The following is a 17,154-nucleotide window of genomic DNA, read 5'->3' as shown; positions in this document are numbered from 1 at the left end:
TGGGAGAGGAATAAGGGTGAAAAATAATAATAAGAAGATACCATATAAGCTGGCAAAGGAGAGCTTAAAAGCATCTAAGCTTAGAAATATATTTATGTTGATTACTATAGTACTATCTGTAAGTTTATTATCAGGGCTTGCATTTATGTCAAGTTCAATAAAGGAGATAGCTGATAAAGAATTAGCAGAGAGACAGCATGTAATTTATCATCAGGTTACAGAGGAGCAAATAGTTGAAGTTAAAGATAATTCAATGGTTAAGAACAGCTCAGAGTTTAAAACAGGCAAAAGCTTTGAAGTAGATAATTATATTTTAAGACCATATTATATAGAAGCAAATGATGCTCCTATGGCTAAAGTGGATATTGCTGAGGGAAGGTATCCAAGTAAAATTAATGAGGTTTTAGTGGATAAGCAGCTTATGGCTTACATGGGACTTGAAGAAAAGCTTGGTGAAATTATAAGTGTTACGTTCTTAAATGGAACTACAGAGGAATTTGAAGTAACAGGTTTTTTAGATAGTGGATTAAAAACAGATGTGTTTAATTTATATATGTCAAAGGAATATGCCTTAAAGGGAAGTCAATTAAGCTTAATACCTTTTGATTTGGCAGTTCAGATAGTTGATGCTGAAAAAATGGGCAGTGATGAATTTTTACAAGTTATACGACAGCTTGGTGAAGAATATGGAGTAGAACGTAAACAGGTAAATGAGAATAATGCTTTTGTAGATAGTTTGTCTTATGATACTAGAGAATTATCTATGATAATATTGATTGGAATTGCGATTTTGTTAGTGAGTGTCCTTGTTATTTATAGTATTTTTTACATTTCTATTTCAGAGAGAACTCGTCAGTTTGGTCAGCTAAGAACTCTTGGAATGACTAAAAAACAAATAAAGAAAATGGTAAGAATAGAGGGTGCAGTTTTATCCGTAATAGGAAGTATTATTGGTATAACAATTGGAGCTATATTTGCCTTTTCCATGAAGCCTCAAGGTTTTAATATAACTACATTCATAGGGTATTCTGTGGCAATTATTATTGCAGATTATATTACGGTGTGTATATCTATTTCTAAACCAGCAAAAATTGCTGCTAATATTTCACCAATTGAAGCTACTAAGCTTAGTGGTTACGAGGGAAATAAGAAAAAGGATTCAAAGAAGCTTTATAGAAAGTTATCACCAATATCTCTTAGCTTCATGGCTGCCAGAGGTAATGGAAAAAAATCAGCGATGACTATGATATCCTTAAACCTAGCTGGAATTGTATTTATGTGTGCAGCTACCTTTATTGCATCTATCGATGAAGAGGAATTTTCAAGACAGGGATGGTTTCAATACGGAGAATATACATTGGAATTTTCATCTAATGCAGCACAGGTTGATGAATTTGGATATACAGGGTTAAAGAAGAATAATCCATTAAATGATGAGCTAATAACTAAAATTGAGGGTATACCGGAGATAAGCGATGTAATGGAGATTAAAGACCTTGAAGTAGCTTATACCTATAATGGTGAAAGGGATGAACAGGATTTAGCGGCACCTTTTACTAAAGAAGAGGCTGAGTTAATGCAATCCTATGTGAAAACTGGACAGTTAGATTATGAAAAAATGGTGAAAAACAAAGAAGTTTTCATTGCTCATAATGAAATTGTAAAAGAGATTTTTGGCTGGGAATTTAAAGTTGGAGATAAAGTTACATTAAGATGGTATGACGGTGAAAAGTATGTAGAAGATGAATTTACTATAGCTGGAGATTTAAAAAAGAATATAAATAATCCACAAGTATCAAAGCTTGCATATAATGCAGGTTGGTTCCTAATACCAGAGGAGCTTTTGGAAAGTATGATGATTCCAGATTTTAATTTAAATAAGAGACTTGTTATTTCTTCAAGTGATTATGCAACTTCACAAACTGTGCTTGATGAGAAATTATCCATAATTGCGGATGGTAGTCCTATAATTAGTATTAGTAAATTAAGTGATAGAATTGAACATGATAAAGATCAATTTGGGTTAATTTATTCCACTACATTGGGAGCAGCCATATTTGTAATTGCCTTTAGTTTAATAAATTTATTAAACACTTTAATTACAAATGTTATGGCACGTAAAAGAGAGTTTGCTTGCTTTAGAACACTAGGAATGAGTGAGAAACAAGTTGCCACAATGATAAGAGGAGAAGGCATATATTTTGCAGCAGTAAATATATTAACTACAGTAATTTTAGGTGGCTTAAGTGGTTTTATAATGGTAAAGCTTATGGCTCATAATGGACTTGGTTATATGAAATATCAATTTCCTTTAAGTTATTTGCTTGGGTATATTATTATGGTAGTATTGGTTCCTATAGTTATATCCAATATAGCGGTAAAAAATCTAAGTAAGAAATCTTTAGTTGAAAGATTAAAAGAAATTGAATAGAAAATATATAGTAGATTAAAACAGAAAGAACTAAATCCAGGCAAGGATTTAGTTCTTTAATCATATAAAGTTATTTAGAATTAACGGTGTTAACTCTATAAGTTAGCTTTAATTTGATTTATTATTTCAGCGTATTCAGCATCAGTTAAAGTAACTCTCTCAGGATTCATAGCGAAAGTTGAACCCCATTCGAATTCGTCTGAGCTGTATTTTGGAACTAGGTGAAAGTGCAAGTGACATCCAGTATCTCCATAAGCGCCATAGTTTACTTTGTTTGGGTTAAATGCAGCTTGTAATGCCTTTGAAACTTTTGCTACATCTTCAAAGTAAGCAGCTCTTTCTTCAGCAGTTAAAACTGTCATATCACCGATATGATTTTTGTGAGCAACGATTACACGCCCCTTGTGGCTTTGCTCTTTAAATAAGTAAACTTTAGAAGTTTCTAATTCACAAATTTTAATTCCAAATTTAGCGACTAATTCGCCTTCCATACAATAAGCACAGTTTTGATCTATCATTTTAAAGTCCCCCTTAAGTGAACGCCCAAATCTATGATTTGGTTGCGTGAACTTACTCCACCGAACGTATGTGAGGCGGAGTTTCCTTTTAAATATAGCATAAGATAACATTAAATTCATTAAACTGAGGAAAGTGTTCAAAAAGTCAGAAATATTTACAATGTTTTGACTAAGATTTAATCGAATTACAATATAACTAGATATTAAATATAAGGTCAGTATATTAAGAATTGAAATGTCGATATTACAAAATTGAAAGCTAAATGTAATCTAAATAAATATGACCTCAGTGACTAGGTCGGTATAATGAACCTATAAGATAAAACAAGGAGATGGATTTATGAGAAAAATTGCTGATTTAATTAGGGTATTATTTTTAGTTACATTTATAGCGTATGATGAAGCATCACTGTAATTTTAAGAAGCAATTTATTATATAACTCACTATTTGGAGGAGAAGAAAGATGAAATTATTTAGTAGCTTTATGTTAAAGTTTATGGCCATTATCTTTATGGCTATGGATCACATTTATACTTATTTAGGAGGAGCTTTAAATGGTGGGGTTCCAATATGGTTTGGATATTTAGGAAAGTTAGCGGCGCCAATATTTTTTTATTTAATAATTGAAGGCTTTTATCATACAAGGAGCAGAGTAAAGTATATGCAGAGAATTTTTGGAATGGGATTCGTAATGGTAGGTGTAGACTTATTTTTGGGTATACATAATAACATTTTCTTATCATTAGGGCTAGGGTTAGCCATGATGTTTTCAATAGAATATGCTAAGGCTCATGAAAAAGCTTCAAAAGGATTCATATTTGGAGTATCAGCTACAGTTTTATTTGGAGGTTTATCAATATTTACTGAGGCATCAATTTATGGACTTGTAATGATATTAATATTCTATTTCTTAAGAGAAAAGAAAGGATTAATGAGTATAGCATATATTGTATGTAGCTTATTTGGAGTGTTTTCTACAATTGGTCCAAGCTTTATGGAAGCAGCATTTCTATGGGATTATCAATGGATGATGGTATTTGGTATTATTCCAATTCTTATGTATAACGGAAAATTAGGGCTATCTAATAAATGTGTAAAAAATATGTTCTACTGGTTTTATCCAGTTCACCTAATTGTGATAGTTGGATTATCAAAGGTATTATATTAGATTTAAAGAGTAAGAAAAATTAATGTTAAGGGTTGCTTGTATGGGGCTATATAATTAACCCTTTTGAGTTGAAAGAATGAAAGCTAAAATATTCATTATAGAAGATGATAACATTATAAAGCTCACTTTAAAAAGTTAGCTTAAAGGAAGAAATGTAGTGAAGGTCTACGTTTTTTTATTTATGTCTAAATTCTTAACATTATATTTATGTAATTCTTATTATCTTAACACTATGTTTATTTAAGGGTTGATAGAATTAACTTAAAGATAAACATATGGAGGGTGAGGTTATGTTTAGTATCAGAAAGAGTGAGGATGAGTTAAGGAAATATATAAATAAGGCGATTAAAGAAATAAAGTCTAGAAATTATGAATCAGCTAAAAAGGCTTTATTGCATGCAGTAGAGATAAATGATTGTGCACCAGAGATTTACAACACGTTTGGAATATTGTATGAGTGTAAGAGAGAGTTAGAGTTAGCTCATAAGCATTATAGCGCAGCATATGCAATAGATTCTGCATTTATTCCATCAAGAAAAAATTTAGAAAGGATTAGTGATTTTGCCTACAAATATGATTTAAGCGATATAGATTATGGTTTAGATTATGATGAGGGTGGAAATAATGAGTTATGTACTGATTATGATAAAAATAAGGCTTGGAAATTAATGAGGATTGATTAATTTTAATCCTCATTAATTTTTGTTGTACAATAGTATTTGTAAATGAATTTAAGGTAGTTTTAAAGGATATAATAAAAAATTTTTTTATTGACATTTTTTTTATAAAAGAATAGAATGTTAGTGTACTAACATTATTAAGGAGAAATAGTATGGATAATCAAAGGCACGTGGGAAGAGAGTGTAGAACTGTTTCCAATTTAATTAAGCGTAAACTTGATAATATGTTTTATAAAAAATTTGGTGAAGGTTTTACAGGTATTCATAGCTGGATTATTGCTTTTATTTATAATAATCAAAATAAAGAAATCTTCCAGAAGGATGTTGAAGAAGAGTTCTCAATAAGAAGATCTACTGCGACCAATATATTACAGCTTATGGAAAAGAACGAACTTATTGTGCGCAAATCAGTTGAGTATGATGCACGTTTAAAGAAGTTGGAGCTTACAGAGAAAGCTATTAAGGTTCATAAATTAGTAGGTGAAGAAATTGAGAGTATTGAGGGCCAGGTGGTAAAGGGACTTACTGAAGAGGAGCTTGAAACATTTTTTATTCTCATAGATAAAATAAAGAAAAATTTATAGAGGAATAGTATCAAATTATTTTATTATAAATATATTGTTAGTGTGCTTACAGTTACCGTGCTAACAATTAGTAGGCTAACATCTATATACATCATTAATTGTGAGGAGGACATTATGTTAAAGAAATTATCAGAATCTATAAGACAGTATAAAAGAGATTCATTATTAGCACCTATGTTTATGGTGTTAGAAGTTGTAATGGAAGTTATTATTCCACTACTTATGGCAAGCCTTATTGATTTAGGGGTTGATGCAGGAAATTCGGCTTATATTTTAAAAATTGGAATGGTACTTATTTTATCATGTGGTATGTCGCTATTATTTGGAGCGCTTTCAGGTAGACATGCAGCTAGGGCATCGGCAGGATTTGCTAAGAATTTAAGAAAGGATATGTACTATAATGTACAAAAATTTTCTTTTTCTAATATAGATAAATTTTCAACGGCAAGTATTGTAACTCGTTTAACTACAGATGTTACTAATGTACAGAATGCTTATCAGATGATTATACGTGTGGCGGTTAGAGGACCAGTTATGCTTATATTTGCTTTATTTATGTCATTTAGAGTAAGTTCGAAGCTAGCGGTAATCTTCCTTTGTGCTATACCAGTTCTTGCAATTGGGTTGCTTTTAATTATTAGATATGCTCACCCCATCATGGAGAGAGTATTTAAGACTTATGACCATTTAAATAATGTAGTTCAAGAGAACCTTCATGGTATCAGAGTGGTTAAGTCTTTTGTAAGAGAAGATTTTGAAGAAGAAAAATTCAAAAAGGTTTCTAAAAGTATTTATGATGACTTTGTTAAGGCAGAGAAGCTGATTGCAATTAATGCACCATTAATGCAGTTCACTATGTATACTTGTATGGTGCTTATTTCTTGGTTTGGAGCTAGATTAATAGTCGGGTCTTCTATGACTACAGGAGAGCTTATGAGCTTTATTACATATGCAATGCAGATTTTAATGAGCTTAATGATGCTTTCTATGGTAGTGGTTATGATTATAATTTCTCGTGCTTCTGCAGAGAGAATTGTGGAAATTTTAGATGAGGAAGAAGATATCAAAAATGGAGATTCTCCAATTATGGAAGTTAAAAATGGAGATATTTCGTTCAAAGGTGTTAACTTCAGCTATACGAAAGATATGAACAAGCTGTGTCTTATGGATGTTGATATAGAGATCAAATCTGGTGAGACCATTGGGATTATTGGAGGTACAGGAAGTTCTAAGACAAGCTTTGTACAGCTTATACCTAGACTTTACGATGTTACAGATGGACAAGTTACTGTAGGTGGAGTAGATGTAAGGAATTATGACTTAGAAACTCTTAGAAATGAAGTTGCCATGGTGCTTCAAAAGAACATCTTATTCTCAGGAACAATTAAAGAAAACCTAAGATGGGGATGTGAGGAAGCTACTGATGAGGAACTTATCCGTGTTTGTAAGTTAGCACAAGCTCATGATTTCGTTTCAGCTTTCAATGATGGCTACGATACTCATATTGAGCAGGGTGGATCTAACGTTTCAGGTGGTCAGAAACAGCGTCTATGTATAGCTAGAGCTCTTCTTAAAAAGCCAAAGATATTAATCTTAGATGACTCAACAAGTGCTGTTGATACAAAGACAGATGCGTTAATTAGAAAAGCGTTTAAGGAAGAAATTCCCAATACAACTAAAATTATAATTGCTCAAAGAATTTCATCTATTGAGGATGCAGATAAAATCATCGTACTCGATGAAGGAAGAATTGTAGCAGTTGGAAATCATGAGGAGCTTCTTGCTTCAAATAAAATTTACCAAGAGGTCTACAATTCTCAAGTGAAGGGAGGTAAGAAGGATTATGCAGAATGCTGTTAAAAAGGGACCTCACAAACGTCCAAAGGTAAGTAAAAGTACACTTACCAGACTTTTATCCTATTTAAAGAATTATAAAATACAGGTGGGGATTGTTATTATATGTATTATAATAAGTGCCCTTGTAGGGGTAGCAGGTTCCATGTTCCTACAGGTGCTTATAGATAATTACATCACACCATTATTACTAGAATCAAGTCCAGTATTTACAGAGTTATTGAAGGCTATTCTTATGATGGGAGGAATATATCTTATAGGAGTAATTTCAACCTTTACTTATGGTAGATTGATGGTTACTGTATCTCAAGGTATATTAAAGCAAATCAGAGACGACATGTTTGCTCATATGCAGAAGCTTCCGATAAAGTACTTTGATACTAATACTCATGGAGATATCATGAGTCACTATACTAACGATACAGATACTTTAAGACAAGTACTTGCACAGAGTATTCCACAGGTGTTCTCATCTGTAATTACCATAGTATCAGTATTCTGTGCCATGGTTTATACAAGTATTTATTTAACAGTTTTTGTAGTTATATTTATTGCTTTAATGCTTCAGGTAGCGAAGAAAATAGGTGGTAATAGTGCTAAGTATTTCATTAAACAGCAAAAATCTATTGGTTCTTTGAATGGATATATAGAAGAGATGATTCATGGGCAGAAGGTTGTTAAGGTGTTCTGTCACGAAGAAAAGGCTAAGGCTGATTTTAATAAGCTTAATGAGGAACTTTGCAAAAATTCCACAGAGGCTAATAAATTTGCCAACATTATGATGCCTATTATGGGTAATTTAGGCCACTTACAGTATGTTTTAATAGCTATGGTAGGAGGAGTTCTTGCAATTAACGGAGTAGGAGGACTTACGCTAGGTGGTATTGCAGCCTTCTTACAGTTAACTAAGAGCTTTACTATGCCTATAAATCAGGTTTCACAGCAATTTAACTCTATTGTTATGGCTCTTGCAGGAGCAGAGAGAATATTTAACTTGATGGATGAGAAGGTTGAGACAGATGAAGGATATGTTACCCTTGTTAATGCTAAGTATGAAGGTGAGGAGCTAGTTGAAACACCAGAGCATACGGGGATATGGGCTTGGAAGCACCCTCATGGAGATGGTACATTAACTTATACAAAGCTTACAGGAGATGTTCGTTTCTTTGATGTGGATTTTGGATACAATGAAGATAAGATAGTACTTCATGATGTAACATTATATGCAGAGCCAGGTCAAAAACTTGCCTTCGTTGGAGCTACGGGAGCAGGTAAAACAACAATAACCAATCTAATAAATAGATTCTATGACATAGCTGATGGAAAAATCAGATTTGATGGAATTAATATTAATAAAATTAAAAAGGATGACTTAAGACGTTCACTAGGAATAGTTCTTCAAGATACTAACCTGTTTACAGGAACAGTCATAGAGAATATAAGATACGGAAGATTAGATGCCACTGATGAAGAGTGTATTGAGGCAGCTAAAACAGCCAATGCTCACGGATTTATATCAATGCTTCCAAATGGGTATGATACCATGATTGACGGTAGTGGTGAAGGCCTATCACAAGGTCAAAGACAGCTTATATCTATAGCTAGAGCAGCCGTTGCAGATCCACCAGTTATGATACTAGACGAAGCAACTTCAAGTATAGATACAAGAACAGAGTCTATAGTACAAGCTGGTATGGATGGGTTAATGCATGGAAGAACTGTATTTGTAATAGCTCATAGATTATCTACAATTAAGAACTCAAATGCTATCATGGTACTAGAGCAAGGTAGGATAATTGAAAGAGGAAGCCATGAATCTCTTATTAAGGAAATGGGTAAGTATTATCAGTTATACACCGGTGCTTTTGAGTTAGAATAAATAATTTTATATAAAAAGCCTACAATCATATGTTATAGATTGTAGGCTTTTGAAATTATTATTTTATAGCTTGTTTAAATTCTTTATAGCCAATTAAAACTACCCAAACGTAAGCTAAAGTCTTTGGTATCATTAGCATTCCAACAAAGAAGTTTTCAGATGCCCAAAGTACAACAGGTAAGTAGAATCCAAAGGATAAGGTTACTGCTATACCGAGGTTTTTGTAATCTCTATCCTTGTTTTTAGCACCGTAGCTATATAAAAGATAAATCATGATGATTCCCATGATTGCAAATGGTATGTTTCTGTAAATTCCCCAGCTTACTGGTGGGTTGTTTACAAACCAATCATTTTGAGGGAAGAAGCAAAGTATAATTCTTACTGCTGCTAATACATACATTGTTAAGTCTAGTTTTTTTGAATCCTTAATATCAAATCTTTTCTTCCAGATTTTATAAAGGATTAAATAGAAAATAGTCATAGTTATCGAAGTAACAAATTTACCAAAACCAAGGGCTGGTGCATGGTTTTCAAGTCCTGTAGTTAAAAGGGCATAAATTCTTGGTATAAGATGGAATGAATCACCTAATCCTAAGATCACTGACATAGCTCCAAATAATTTAAAGTACTCATTATCTTTAGATTTTGTTAGCATTTTAATTCCTAATGTAATAACTGTAGTTAAATAAACTACGTGAAAAATTGGTTCCATTATTGCTTGCATAATAATTCTCCTTATTTAAGTATTTTTGATTTAAAAATTTCTTATATTTTTATTTTAAGGCAATAATATTTACTCCAAATAAACACAATCTTAAATCCATCTTAATTCCGATAGCACATAGATATTAGTCAGAAGGTGTATGCTATAATCAAAATAAAAAAGGATGATTTATATGAGTAATACTTTTGATAAATATAAGGTTTTAATAATAGATGATGAGCAGGATATTACTGAAATATTAGAGACGGTATTAGAAAGAGAAGGTTTTAAAAATATCTCCGTTGCAAGTTGTGGAACTGAAGGAATAAGGATGTTTAGCAGTGGGAATCCTGATATTGTGCTTTTGGATATAATGCTTCCAGATATGACTGGTTATGAGGTTTTTAATCATATCAGAAAGACTAGTCAGGTACCTATTTTGTTTATTTCAGCGAAGTCAGAAGAAGTAGACAGGCTTCTGGGATTTGCGTTAGGGGCAGATGATTACATAACTAAGCCTTTTAGTGCAAAGGAGGTAGCCTTTAGATTGAAGGTAAGATTAAAGGCCATTGACAGCACTGGAGTTAATAATCAGATTAAGTCAAAAAGAGTTATAACTATAGGAAATGTTTCAATAAATGAAGAGACTGGTGAAGTAACTAAAGGTGGAGAAATAGTAGAGTTAACGGCAAAGGAATTAAAGCTGTTAATGTATTTTATTAATAATCCCAATAGAATCATCAGCAAAGAAATGATTTGTAATGAGGTATGGGGAGAGGACTTTTTTGGATACGACAATACTATTACAGTTCATGTTAGAAAGCTACGAATGAAGCTTGAGGATAATCCTTCAAAGCCAAAGTATATAACAACAGTCATCGGCTTAGGGTATAAGTTTGTGATGAAGGGAGAGTAGAAGATGAGATTGAAACTTATGCTTCATTATTCCTTTTCATTCATTGGAGCTTGTCTAGCAATATTTATTATTAATATTGCGTTTATGGGGAGCTCAATTTATAAAGAAGGAGCATTATATAACTATCATCCAGAAGAGATCATTTCAAGCTTTAGGGATTACATATCCTTAAATGAAGCTGGAGGTATAGAAATATCACCGTCAGGAATAGAGTTTCTTGAGGAGAGTAACATTGGGCTTCAAATTTTAAATGATAATAATAGTGAGGTTTTTCAAAAAAATAAACCTAAGAAAGCTCCATCACAATATTCTAATGTAGACTTAATTAATGTATATGATAGTGATGAAGAAACCTTATTTTTAGATGAGAAAGAAATTAATGGTCAAATATATACTTATTTATTGTTTTTTAATCCTGAAAAAATAAAACGTGTCAGCTATACTTATGACGCAGAGCTTATTGATAAGGCTCATAAATTTCCTATTCTAATTATTCTTAATTTAATTTTGATTACTATAATTGGATTCCTATACACCTTGAAGATTACTAAGCCTATTAATAGCATAGTTGATAAGATTATGAATTTAGCACAAGGTAATTACTCAAAGGATAAGTCATCCAAGGGGATTTATTTTAAGGTTGAAGAGTGTATCAATGATTTATCAGATAGACTTGAGGAAAATGAAAAGGAAAGAGAAAAGCTTGAGGAGTTAAAGGAAGAGTGGATCTCTAATATTTCTCACGATATAAAGACACCATTAACTTCAATTATAGGAAATGCTGAAATAATGTCAGACACTGAATATGAATTGATGGACGAAGTAAGAGAAAAGTACTGCTTGAAAATTATCAGTAAAGGCGAATATATTAAAACTTTAGTTGAAGAATTAAATTTATCAACAAGGCTGAAAAGCAACACAATAGTATTAAATAAAAAGAACGTGAATATTGTATCTTTAATACGTCATGTGGTTATTGATATCATAAACGATGAAAAATACAACGAGAGTAACATTAATTTTACATATTCTTCTGAAGAGATAATAACAGAGGTTGATGAACAATTAATTAAGAGAGCATTTATCAATATTATCATAAATGCCTTTGTACACAATGACACGCAAGTTAAGGTTAATATAAATATACAACAGATATATGGGGAAAAAATCAGTATATCAATAGAGGATAATGGTAAAGGCGTATCGGAAGAGGAACTTAATCATATTTTCAAAAGATATTATAGGGGAACAAATACAAGGAATAAAACTGAGGGTTCAGGATTGGGGATGGCTATAGCCCATGATATAGTAAAGGTTCATGGAGGGCAAATAGAGGCAGTATCTCAAGCCGGTGAAGGGCTTAAAGTAAGTATTTTATTGTAGAATAATAAAAAGGACTATAAACCTGTATCGGTATATAGTCCCTCTTTTTAACGTTCACAGCATCCGAATTCTTTTGAAAGCTCAGCTTTAAGGTCTAACACATGTGGAATTAATTCCTGAATTCTTTCATCACTCATTCTTGCTATTGGCGCTGATAGACTAAAGGCGTGACGTACCTTGCCTTTATAATCAGGAATACACGCAGCAATACAGCGAACGCCTTCTTCGTTTTCTTCATCATCCAGAGCATAGCCTGTTGTTCTAATTATATCTAATCTTTCGTAAAGGTCTTCAAGAGTGGTAATTGTATAAGGAGTAAGCTGTTGTATGTCACTGCTGTCCCAGATTTTTTTTACTTCTTCATTGCTCATGCAGGCAAGCATTGCTTTACCAACCCCCGAGCAGTAAAGAGGTATACGACTTCCAACTTTAGAGACCATTCTTACTGAGTTAACGTAAGACTCAACCTTATCAATATAAACTGCCTCAGTACCATCTCTTTGAACTAAGTGAATAGTTTCGCCAGTTTGAAGAGATAATTTCTTTAAATATGGATGAGCTAGTTTAAGAATGTCGGTATGGTTAAGGTTACGGTTTGCTACCTCAAGTAGTTTTAGACTTAAGGCATATTTTCCAGTTTCATCATCTTGTTTTACATAGTTCATGTATGCAAGAGAATTTAAAAGTCTATGAGTGGTGCTTTTATGTAAGTTAAGCAGATTGCTTAACTCCACTAAGCCAATTGGACCAGTCTTAGACATGGTTTCCATAACTTGAAAAACTCTATCTACAACTTGAATAGGATTTTTAGAGTCTGCTTCAGTATTCTCATTCATTGTTTCAAGATTTTCTTTCAAAAGTAAGGCCTCCAATTTCTATAAATTTGTAGTATCGCATTCGAAAATTAAAGACTTATTTTATATTTTAACATCTTAAATTTTAATTATCAAATTAAAAAAATATCTATTTGTAATCGTACACTTTTCTTGGATCAGACATAATGCTATCTGGGAGTTGAAGCTTAAAAAATTCATGTTGAAAATAGGGAGGAGATTTACTTTTATTACCTTGACAATGAGTTAATTTTCTGTATAATTCAATATTGTAGAGTATCGCATTTTGAAACACGGTTTCGCAATATGAAACTGAAAAGCTTTTAATTGGAGGATAAGATTATGAATGAAGTTTTAAATAAGATTCAAAAATTAGGTATAGTACCAGTTGTTGTTTTAAATAACGCAAAAGATGCTGCACCATTAGCGCAAGCACTTTGTGAAGGTGGACTTCCATGTGCAGAGGTAACATTTCGTACAGAGGCTGCTGAAGAATCTATTCGTATAATGTCAGAGAAATATCCAGAAATGTTAGTTGGAGCTGGAACTGTATTAACAACTGAGCAAGTTGACAGAGCAGTTGCTGCAGGAGCTAAATTCATCGTTAGCCCAGGATTAAACCCTAAAATAGTTAAGTACTGTGTTGAAAAGGGGATTCCAATAACTCCGGGTGTTACTAATCCAAGTGATATCGAGCAAGCTATCGAATTAGGATTAGAAGTAGTTAAATTCTTCCCAGCTGAACCAGCAGGCGGAATAAATATGATAAAAGCTATGGCTGCGCCATATACAAAGATGAAATTCATGCCTACAGGTGGAATTGGACCTGCTAACTTAAAATCATACCTTGACTTCAATAAAATAATAGCATGTGGTGGAAGCTGGATGGTTAAAGGCGACCTAGTTGCGGCTGGAGAGTTCGGTAAAATAAGAGAATTAACTAAAGAAGCCGTACAATCTATGTTAGGTTTCGAAGTTGCTCACGTTGGAATTAACGGTAAAACATCTGAAGAAGCTTGCAGTTTTGCAATGATGTTCGAAAACATGTTTGGCTTCACTAAGAAAGAAGGAAACAGCTCTTACTTTGCAGGTAAAGGAATAGAAATAACTAAATTACCTTACCTTGGAACAAATGGACATATAGCAGTAGCTACAAACTACATTGAGAGAGCAGTAGCTTACTTAGAGACTCAAGGATATGAGTTTGATATGAACACAGTTAAGTACGATGCAAAAGGTAACTTAAAAGCTGTATTCTTCAAGAATGAAATTGGTGGATTCGCTATACACTTAGTTCAAAAATAAGATAACATAATAATCTTAAAGAGATTGTTTAATAATAAATTAAAATATATATAACAAAGGAGATTTTCAAAATGGCTAAAAAAGTTGTTACATTTGGAGAAATAATGTTAAGACTTGCACCAGAAGGATACTACAGATTCGTGCAAGCAGATAAATTCGGAGCTACTTACGGTGGAGGAGAAGCTAACGTTGCTGTATCTTTAGCAAACTACGGTTTTGATGCTAGCTTTGTTACAAAACTTCCTAAGCATGAAATAGGTCAAGCAGCTGTAAACTCTTTAAGAAAATTTGGAGTTGACACTACAAACATCGCTAGAGGTGGAGACAGAGTTGGTATATACTTCTTAGAGAAAGGTGCTTCTCAAAGACCTTCAAAAGTTATATATGACAGAGCAGGTTCTTCAATAGCTACAGCTACTTCAGCTGACTTCAACTGGAAAGAAATATTCAACGGAGTTGAGTGGTTCCACTTCACAGGAATAACTCCAGCATTAAATGACGAAGTTGCTGCTATATGTTTAGAAGCTTGTAAAGCTGCTAAAGAAGCTGGTGTTACAATATCTTGCGACCTTAACTACAGAAATAAATTATGGTCAAAAGCTAAAGCTGGCGAGGTTATGGGAGAATTATGTAAATACGTTGACGTATGTATAGCAAACGAAGAAGATGCTGCAGACGTATTCGGAATCCACGCTGCAAACACAGACGTAACAACTGGAACAGTTAACCATGAAGGATACAAAGATGTTGCTAAGCAATTAGCTGACAGATTCGGATTTAGCAAAGTTGCTATCACTTTAAGAGAGTCTATCTCTGCTAACGACAACAACTGGTCTGCTATGCTATTCGATGGAAGCGACTACTTCTTCAGCAAGAAGTACAAAATGCACATCGTTGACAGAGTAGGTGGCGGAGACAGCTTCGGTGGCGGATTAATCTGTGCATCATTAAACGGATTAGATTCTCAAGCTACTATAGAGTTCGCAGTTGCAGCTTCATGCTTAAAGCACTCTGTAGAGGGAGACTTCAACCTAGTATCAGTTGACGAAGTTTCTAAATTAGCTGGCGGAGACGGTTCAGGAAGAGTACAAAGATAAGTGACACTCTAAATCTTTGATTTAGCTAGTGGAACTTACTCGGTCGACTGTTTGTGAGACCGAGTTTCCTTAAGTAAGCCTCCAAATCTATGATTTGGTATAGGCGAACTTACTCATTCGAAAGTATGTGAGAAGGAGTTTCCTTTAAAAAGAAAGCTCAGCTTTTAAATAAGCAGAGTTTCTTATAAAGGCATATCTATCAGATATATAGTAATGCAGTTACATTGTAGCTGCATTACTTTTTTACAACATAAAAGAGAGTGAAAATTATACGTGAATTAACAACTTGCAATATTCCAGTAAAAAAAGAATGGACTTATTGTAGAAATAATATATAATTATAGTAATAAGGAACGCTATGTAAATGCTTATGTTAGTGACTTGCATTTATTATGTGTTCCTTTTTGTTTTAATAATAAGTTACATTATTAGATGAACAGAGGTAATAGAGTATAATAAAAAAATTTAATTACAAAGGAGAAATAATGTTATTTAAAGATTTAAATATAATTGAACCAATATTAAAAGCAGTGGAAGAGGCTGGATATGAAAAACCAACTCCAATACAGGAAAAATCAATACCACGAATATTAGAGGAAAGAGATATTTTAGGATGTGCACAAACAGGAACGGGTAAAACAGCAGCATTTTCTATACCTGTATTACAAAACATGGTTAAAAGTAAAAAGAATAACGATAGACGTAGAAGTATCCAAACCTTAATAGTAGCACCTACTAGAGAATTAGCAATTCAAATAGGTGAAAATTTTACTACTTATTCAAAGCATTTAAATATTAAAAATACAGTTATCTTTGGGGGAGTAAACCAAAGTTCACAAGTTAGAAAATTAACTGCAGGAGTAGATGTTTTAATTTCAACACCAGGTAGACTTTTAGATTTACAAAACCAAGGCTATGTGGACTTGAAGAATGTTAAGTATTTTGTACTTGATGAAGCAGATCGTATGCTTGATATGGGAATGATACACGATGTAAAGAGAATAATAGCAAAATTACCTAAGGAAAGACAAAACTTATTATTCTCAGCTACTATGCCAAAGGAAGTAACAAAGCTAGTAAATTCTATTTTAAAAAACAAAGTTAAGGTAGAGGTAGAAGCTGTTTCTTCTACAGTAGAAGTAATATCACAAGGCGCTTACATGGTTGCAAAGAAAGATAAAAAGTCAATGTTAGTAAATCTATTAAGGGATGAAACTATAAAGTCAGTTATAGTATTTTCAAGAACTAAACATGGAGCTAATAAGATAGCAAAAGATCTTAATAATGTAGGAATTGATGCAACTGCCATCCATGGAAATAAGAGTCAAAACCAAAGACAACTAGCTTTAAAAAATTTTAAAAAGGATAGTTTAAGAGTTTTAGTTGCTACGGATATTGCAGCGAGAGGGATAGATGTAGATGAGTTATCTCATGTTATAAATTATGATTTACCAGATGTTCCAGAGACTTATGTACATCGAATAGGGCGTACAGGAAGAGCGGGAAGAGATGGTGTTGCAATTACTTTATGCGATTCAGAAGAATTAGGCATGTTTAGAAGGATTGAAAAACTTATAGGTAAAGCAATACCAATCCTTGGACAAGAAGAATTTGAAATAAAAGAAAGTATAATAGCTGAAAAATCTTTAAAACAAGCTGACAAACAGAAAAATAGTAGTAATAAAAACTCAAAAAGAAAATATTATGGTAAAGGTAAGACTCAAGGATCGAGAAATAAAAATAGCAAATTTAATAGCGGTAAAGCTAAGAGTGTAAATAATATTTATTAATAATGAATATTA

The 17,154-nt window shown here is 32.7% G+C and carries 14 protein-coding genes; 11 read left to right on the top strand and 3 right to left on the bottom strand.

What is annotated here, in order from left to right:
- The first annotated feature begins 16 nt into the window (after positions 1-16).
- Entirely contained in the window at positions 17-2,431 is a 2,415-nt protein-coding gene (locus BN1075_RS07495; protein WP_040192512.1) for an ABC transporter permease, read from the top strand.
- A gap of 95 nt (positions 2,432-2,526) precedes the next feature.
- Here BN1075_RS07495 and BN1075_RS07490 read toward each other — a convergent pair whose 3' ends face one another.
- Complete coding sequence (locus BN1075_RS07490) at positions 2,527-2,949, bottom strand: HIT family protein (protein WP_040192511.1); 423 nt, start codon at positions 2,947-2,949, stop codon at positions 2,527-2,529.
- Between the two features lie 464 nt (positions 2,950-3,413).
- Between BN1075_RS07490 and BN1075_RS07485 the strand changes: the two genes are divergently transcribed.
- The 5 genes from BN1075_RS07485 (at position 3,414) to BN1075_RS07465 (ending at position 9,115) form a co-directional block, all read left to right on the top strand.
- A complete protein-coding gene (locus tag BN1075_RS07485; protein WP_040192510.1) occupies positions 3,414-4,118 on the top strand; it encodes a TraX family protein in 705 nt (234 codons plus the stop codon).
- Positions 4,119-4,408: 290 nt separating this feature from the next.
- On the top strand, positions 4,409-4,801 hold the full coding sequence (locus BN1075_RS07480) for a tetratricopeptide repeat protein (protein WP_052406456.1): 393 nt from the start codon (positions 4,409-4,411) through the stop codon (positions 4,799-4,801).
- 149 nt (positions 4,802-4,950) lie between these two features.
- On the top strand, positions 4,951-5,382 hold the full coding sequence (locus tag BN1075_RS07475) for a MarR family winged helix-turn-helix transcriptional regulator (RefSeq protein ID WP_040192509.1): 432 nt from the start codon (positions 4,951-4,953) through the stop codon (positions 5,380-5,382).
- Positions 5,383-5,496: 114 nt separating this feature from the next.
- Complete coding sequence (locus BN1075_RS07470; protein ID WP_040192508.1) at positions 5,497-7,242, top strand: ABC transporter ATP-binding protein; 1,746 nt, start codon at positions 5,497-5,499, stop codon at positions 7,240-7,242.
- Positions 7,226-9,115: an ABC transporter ATP-binding protein gene (locus tag BN1075_RS07465; RefSeq protein WP_040192507.1), complete on the top strand. Its 1,890-nt coding sequence runs from the start codon at positions 7,226-7,228 to the stop codon at positions 9,113-9,115. Before BN1075_RS07470 ends, BN1075_RS07465 begins: the two co-directional genes overlap by 17 nt.
- Before the next feature lie 58 nt (positions 9,116-9,173).
- On the opposite strand, the gene BN1075_RS07460 is transcribed toward BN1075_RS07465, so the two are convergent.
- On the bottom strand, positions 9,174-9,839 hold the full coding sequence (locus BN1075_RS07460; RefSeq protein ID WP_040192506.1) for a hypothetical protein: 666 nt from the start codon (positions 9,837-9,839) through the stop codon (positions 9,174-9,176).
- Between the two features lie 172 nt (positions 9,840-10,011).
- Between BN1075_RS07460 and BN1075_RS07455 the strand changes: the two genes are divergently transcribed.
- Positions 10,012-10,734, top strand: coding sequence for a response regulator transcription factor (locus tag BN1075_RS07455; RefSeq protein ID WP_040192505.1), 723 nt, complete (start codon positions 10,012-10,014; stop codon positions 10,732-10,734).
- Between the two features lie 3 nt (positions 10,735-10,737).
- Positions 10,738-12,117 (top strand): sensor histidine kinase, encoded by a 1,380-nt coding sequence (locus BN1075_RS07450; RefSeq protein ID WP_040192504.1) that lies wholly within the window; start codon positions 10,738-10,740, stop codon positions 12,115-12,117.
- Positions 12,118-12,164: 47 nt separating this feature from the next.
- Here BN1075_RS07450 and BN1075_RS07445 read toward each other — a convergent pair whose 3' ends face one another.
- The gene (locus BN1075_RS07445) at positions 12,165-12,974 is read right to left on the bottom strand and encodes an IclR family transcriptional regulator (protein ID WP_404988551.1); all 810 of its coding nucleotides are present in this window, start codon (positions 12,972-12,974) and stop codon (positions 12,165-12,167) included.
- A gap of 318 nt (positions 12,975-13,292) precedes the next feature.
- Between BN1075_RS07445 and BN1075_RS07440 the strand changes: the two genes are divergently transcribed.
- The 3 genes from BN1075_RS07440 (at position 13,293) to BN1075_RS07430 (ending at position 17,142) form a co-directional block, all read left to right on the top strand.
- Positions 13,293-14,255, top strand: a complete 963-nt coding sequence (locus tag BN1075_RS07440) for a bifunctional 4-hydroxy-2-oxoglutarate aldolase/2-dehydro-3-deoxy-phosphogluconate aldolase (protein WP_040192503.1) — start codon at positions 13,293-13,295, stop codon at positions 14,253-14,255.
- Between the two features lie 71 nt (positions 14,256-14,326).
- On the top strand, positions 14,327-15,352 hold the full coding sequence (locus BN1075_RS07435) for a sugar kinase (protein ID WP_040192502.1): 1,026 nt from the start codon (positions 14,327-14,329) through the stop codon (positions 15,350-15,352).
- Positions 15,353-15,837: 485 nt separating this feature from the next.
- On the top strand, positions 15,838-17,142 hold the full coding sequence (locus BN1075_RS07430; RefSeq protein WP_040192501.1) for a DEAD/DEAH box helicase: 1,305 nt from the start codon (positions 15,838-15,840) through the stop codon (positions 17,140-17,142).
- The last annotated feature ends 12 nt before the right edge of the window (positions 17,143-17,154 follow it).

The organism is Clostridium culturomicium, assembly GCF_000821305.1.
Lineage (GTDB): Bacteria > Bacillota > Clostridia > Clostridiales > Clostridiaceae > Clostridium_J > Clostridium_J culturomicium.
Note: the sequence above shows the minus strand (reverse complement) of the source record. Positions and strands in the feature narration are given on the sequence as shown.

Coding starts and splice junctions, on each gene's coding strand:
- BN1075_RS07490 (WP_040192511.1), bottom strand. CDS start 2,949: ATGATAGATCAAAACTGTGCTTATTGTATGGAAGGCGAATTAGTCGCT.
- BN1075_RS07485 (WP_040192510.1), top strand. CDS start 3,414: ATGAAATTATTTAGTAGCTTTATGTTAAAGTTTATGGCCATTATCTTT.
- BN1075_RS07480 (WP_052406456.1), top strand. CDS start 4,409: ATGTTTAGTATCAGAAAGAGTGAGGATGAGTTAAGGAAATATATAAAT.
- BN1075_RS07475 (WP_040192509.1), top strand. CDS start 4,951: ATGGATAATCAAAGGCACGTGGGAAGAGAGTGTAGAACTGTTTCCAAT.
- BN1075_RS07470 (WP_040192508.1), top strand. CDS start 5,497: ATGTTAAAGAAATTATCAGAATCTATAAGACAGTATAAAAGAGATTCA.
- BN1075_RS07465 (WP_040192507.1), top strand. CDS start 7,226: ATGCAGAATGCTGTTAAAAAGGGACCTCACAAACGTCCAAAGGTAAGT.
- BN1075_RS07460 (WP_040192506.1), bottom strand. CDS start 9,839: ATGCAAGCAATAATGGAACCAATTTTTCACGTAGTTTATTTAACTACA.
- BN1075_RS07455 (WP_040192505.1), top strand. CDS start 10,012: ATGAGTAATACTTTTGATAAATATAAGGTTTTAATAATAGATGATGAG.
- BN1075_RS07450 (WP_040192504.1), top strand. CDS start 10,738: ATGAGATTGAAACTTATGCTTCATTATTCCTTTTCATTCATTGGAGCT.
- BN1075_RS07440 (WP_040192503.1), top strand. CDS start 13,293: ATGAATGAAGTTTTAAATAAGATTCAAAAATTAGGTATAGTACCAGTT.
- BN1075_RS07435 (WP_040192502.1), top strand. CDS start 14,327: ATGGCTAAAAAAGTTGTTACATTTGGAGAAATAATGTTAAGACTTGCA.
- BN1075_RS07430 (WP_040192501.1), top strand. CDS start 15,838: ATGTTATTTAAAGATTTAAATATAATTGAACCAATATTAAAAGCAGTG.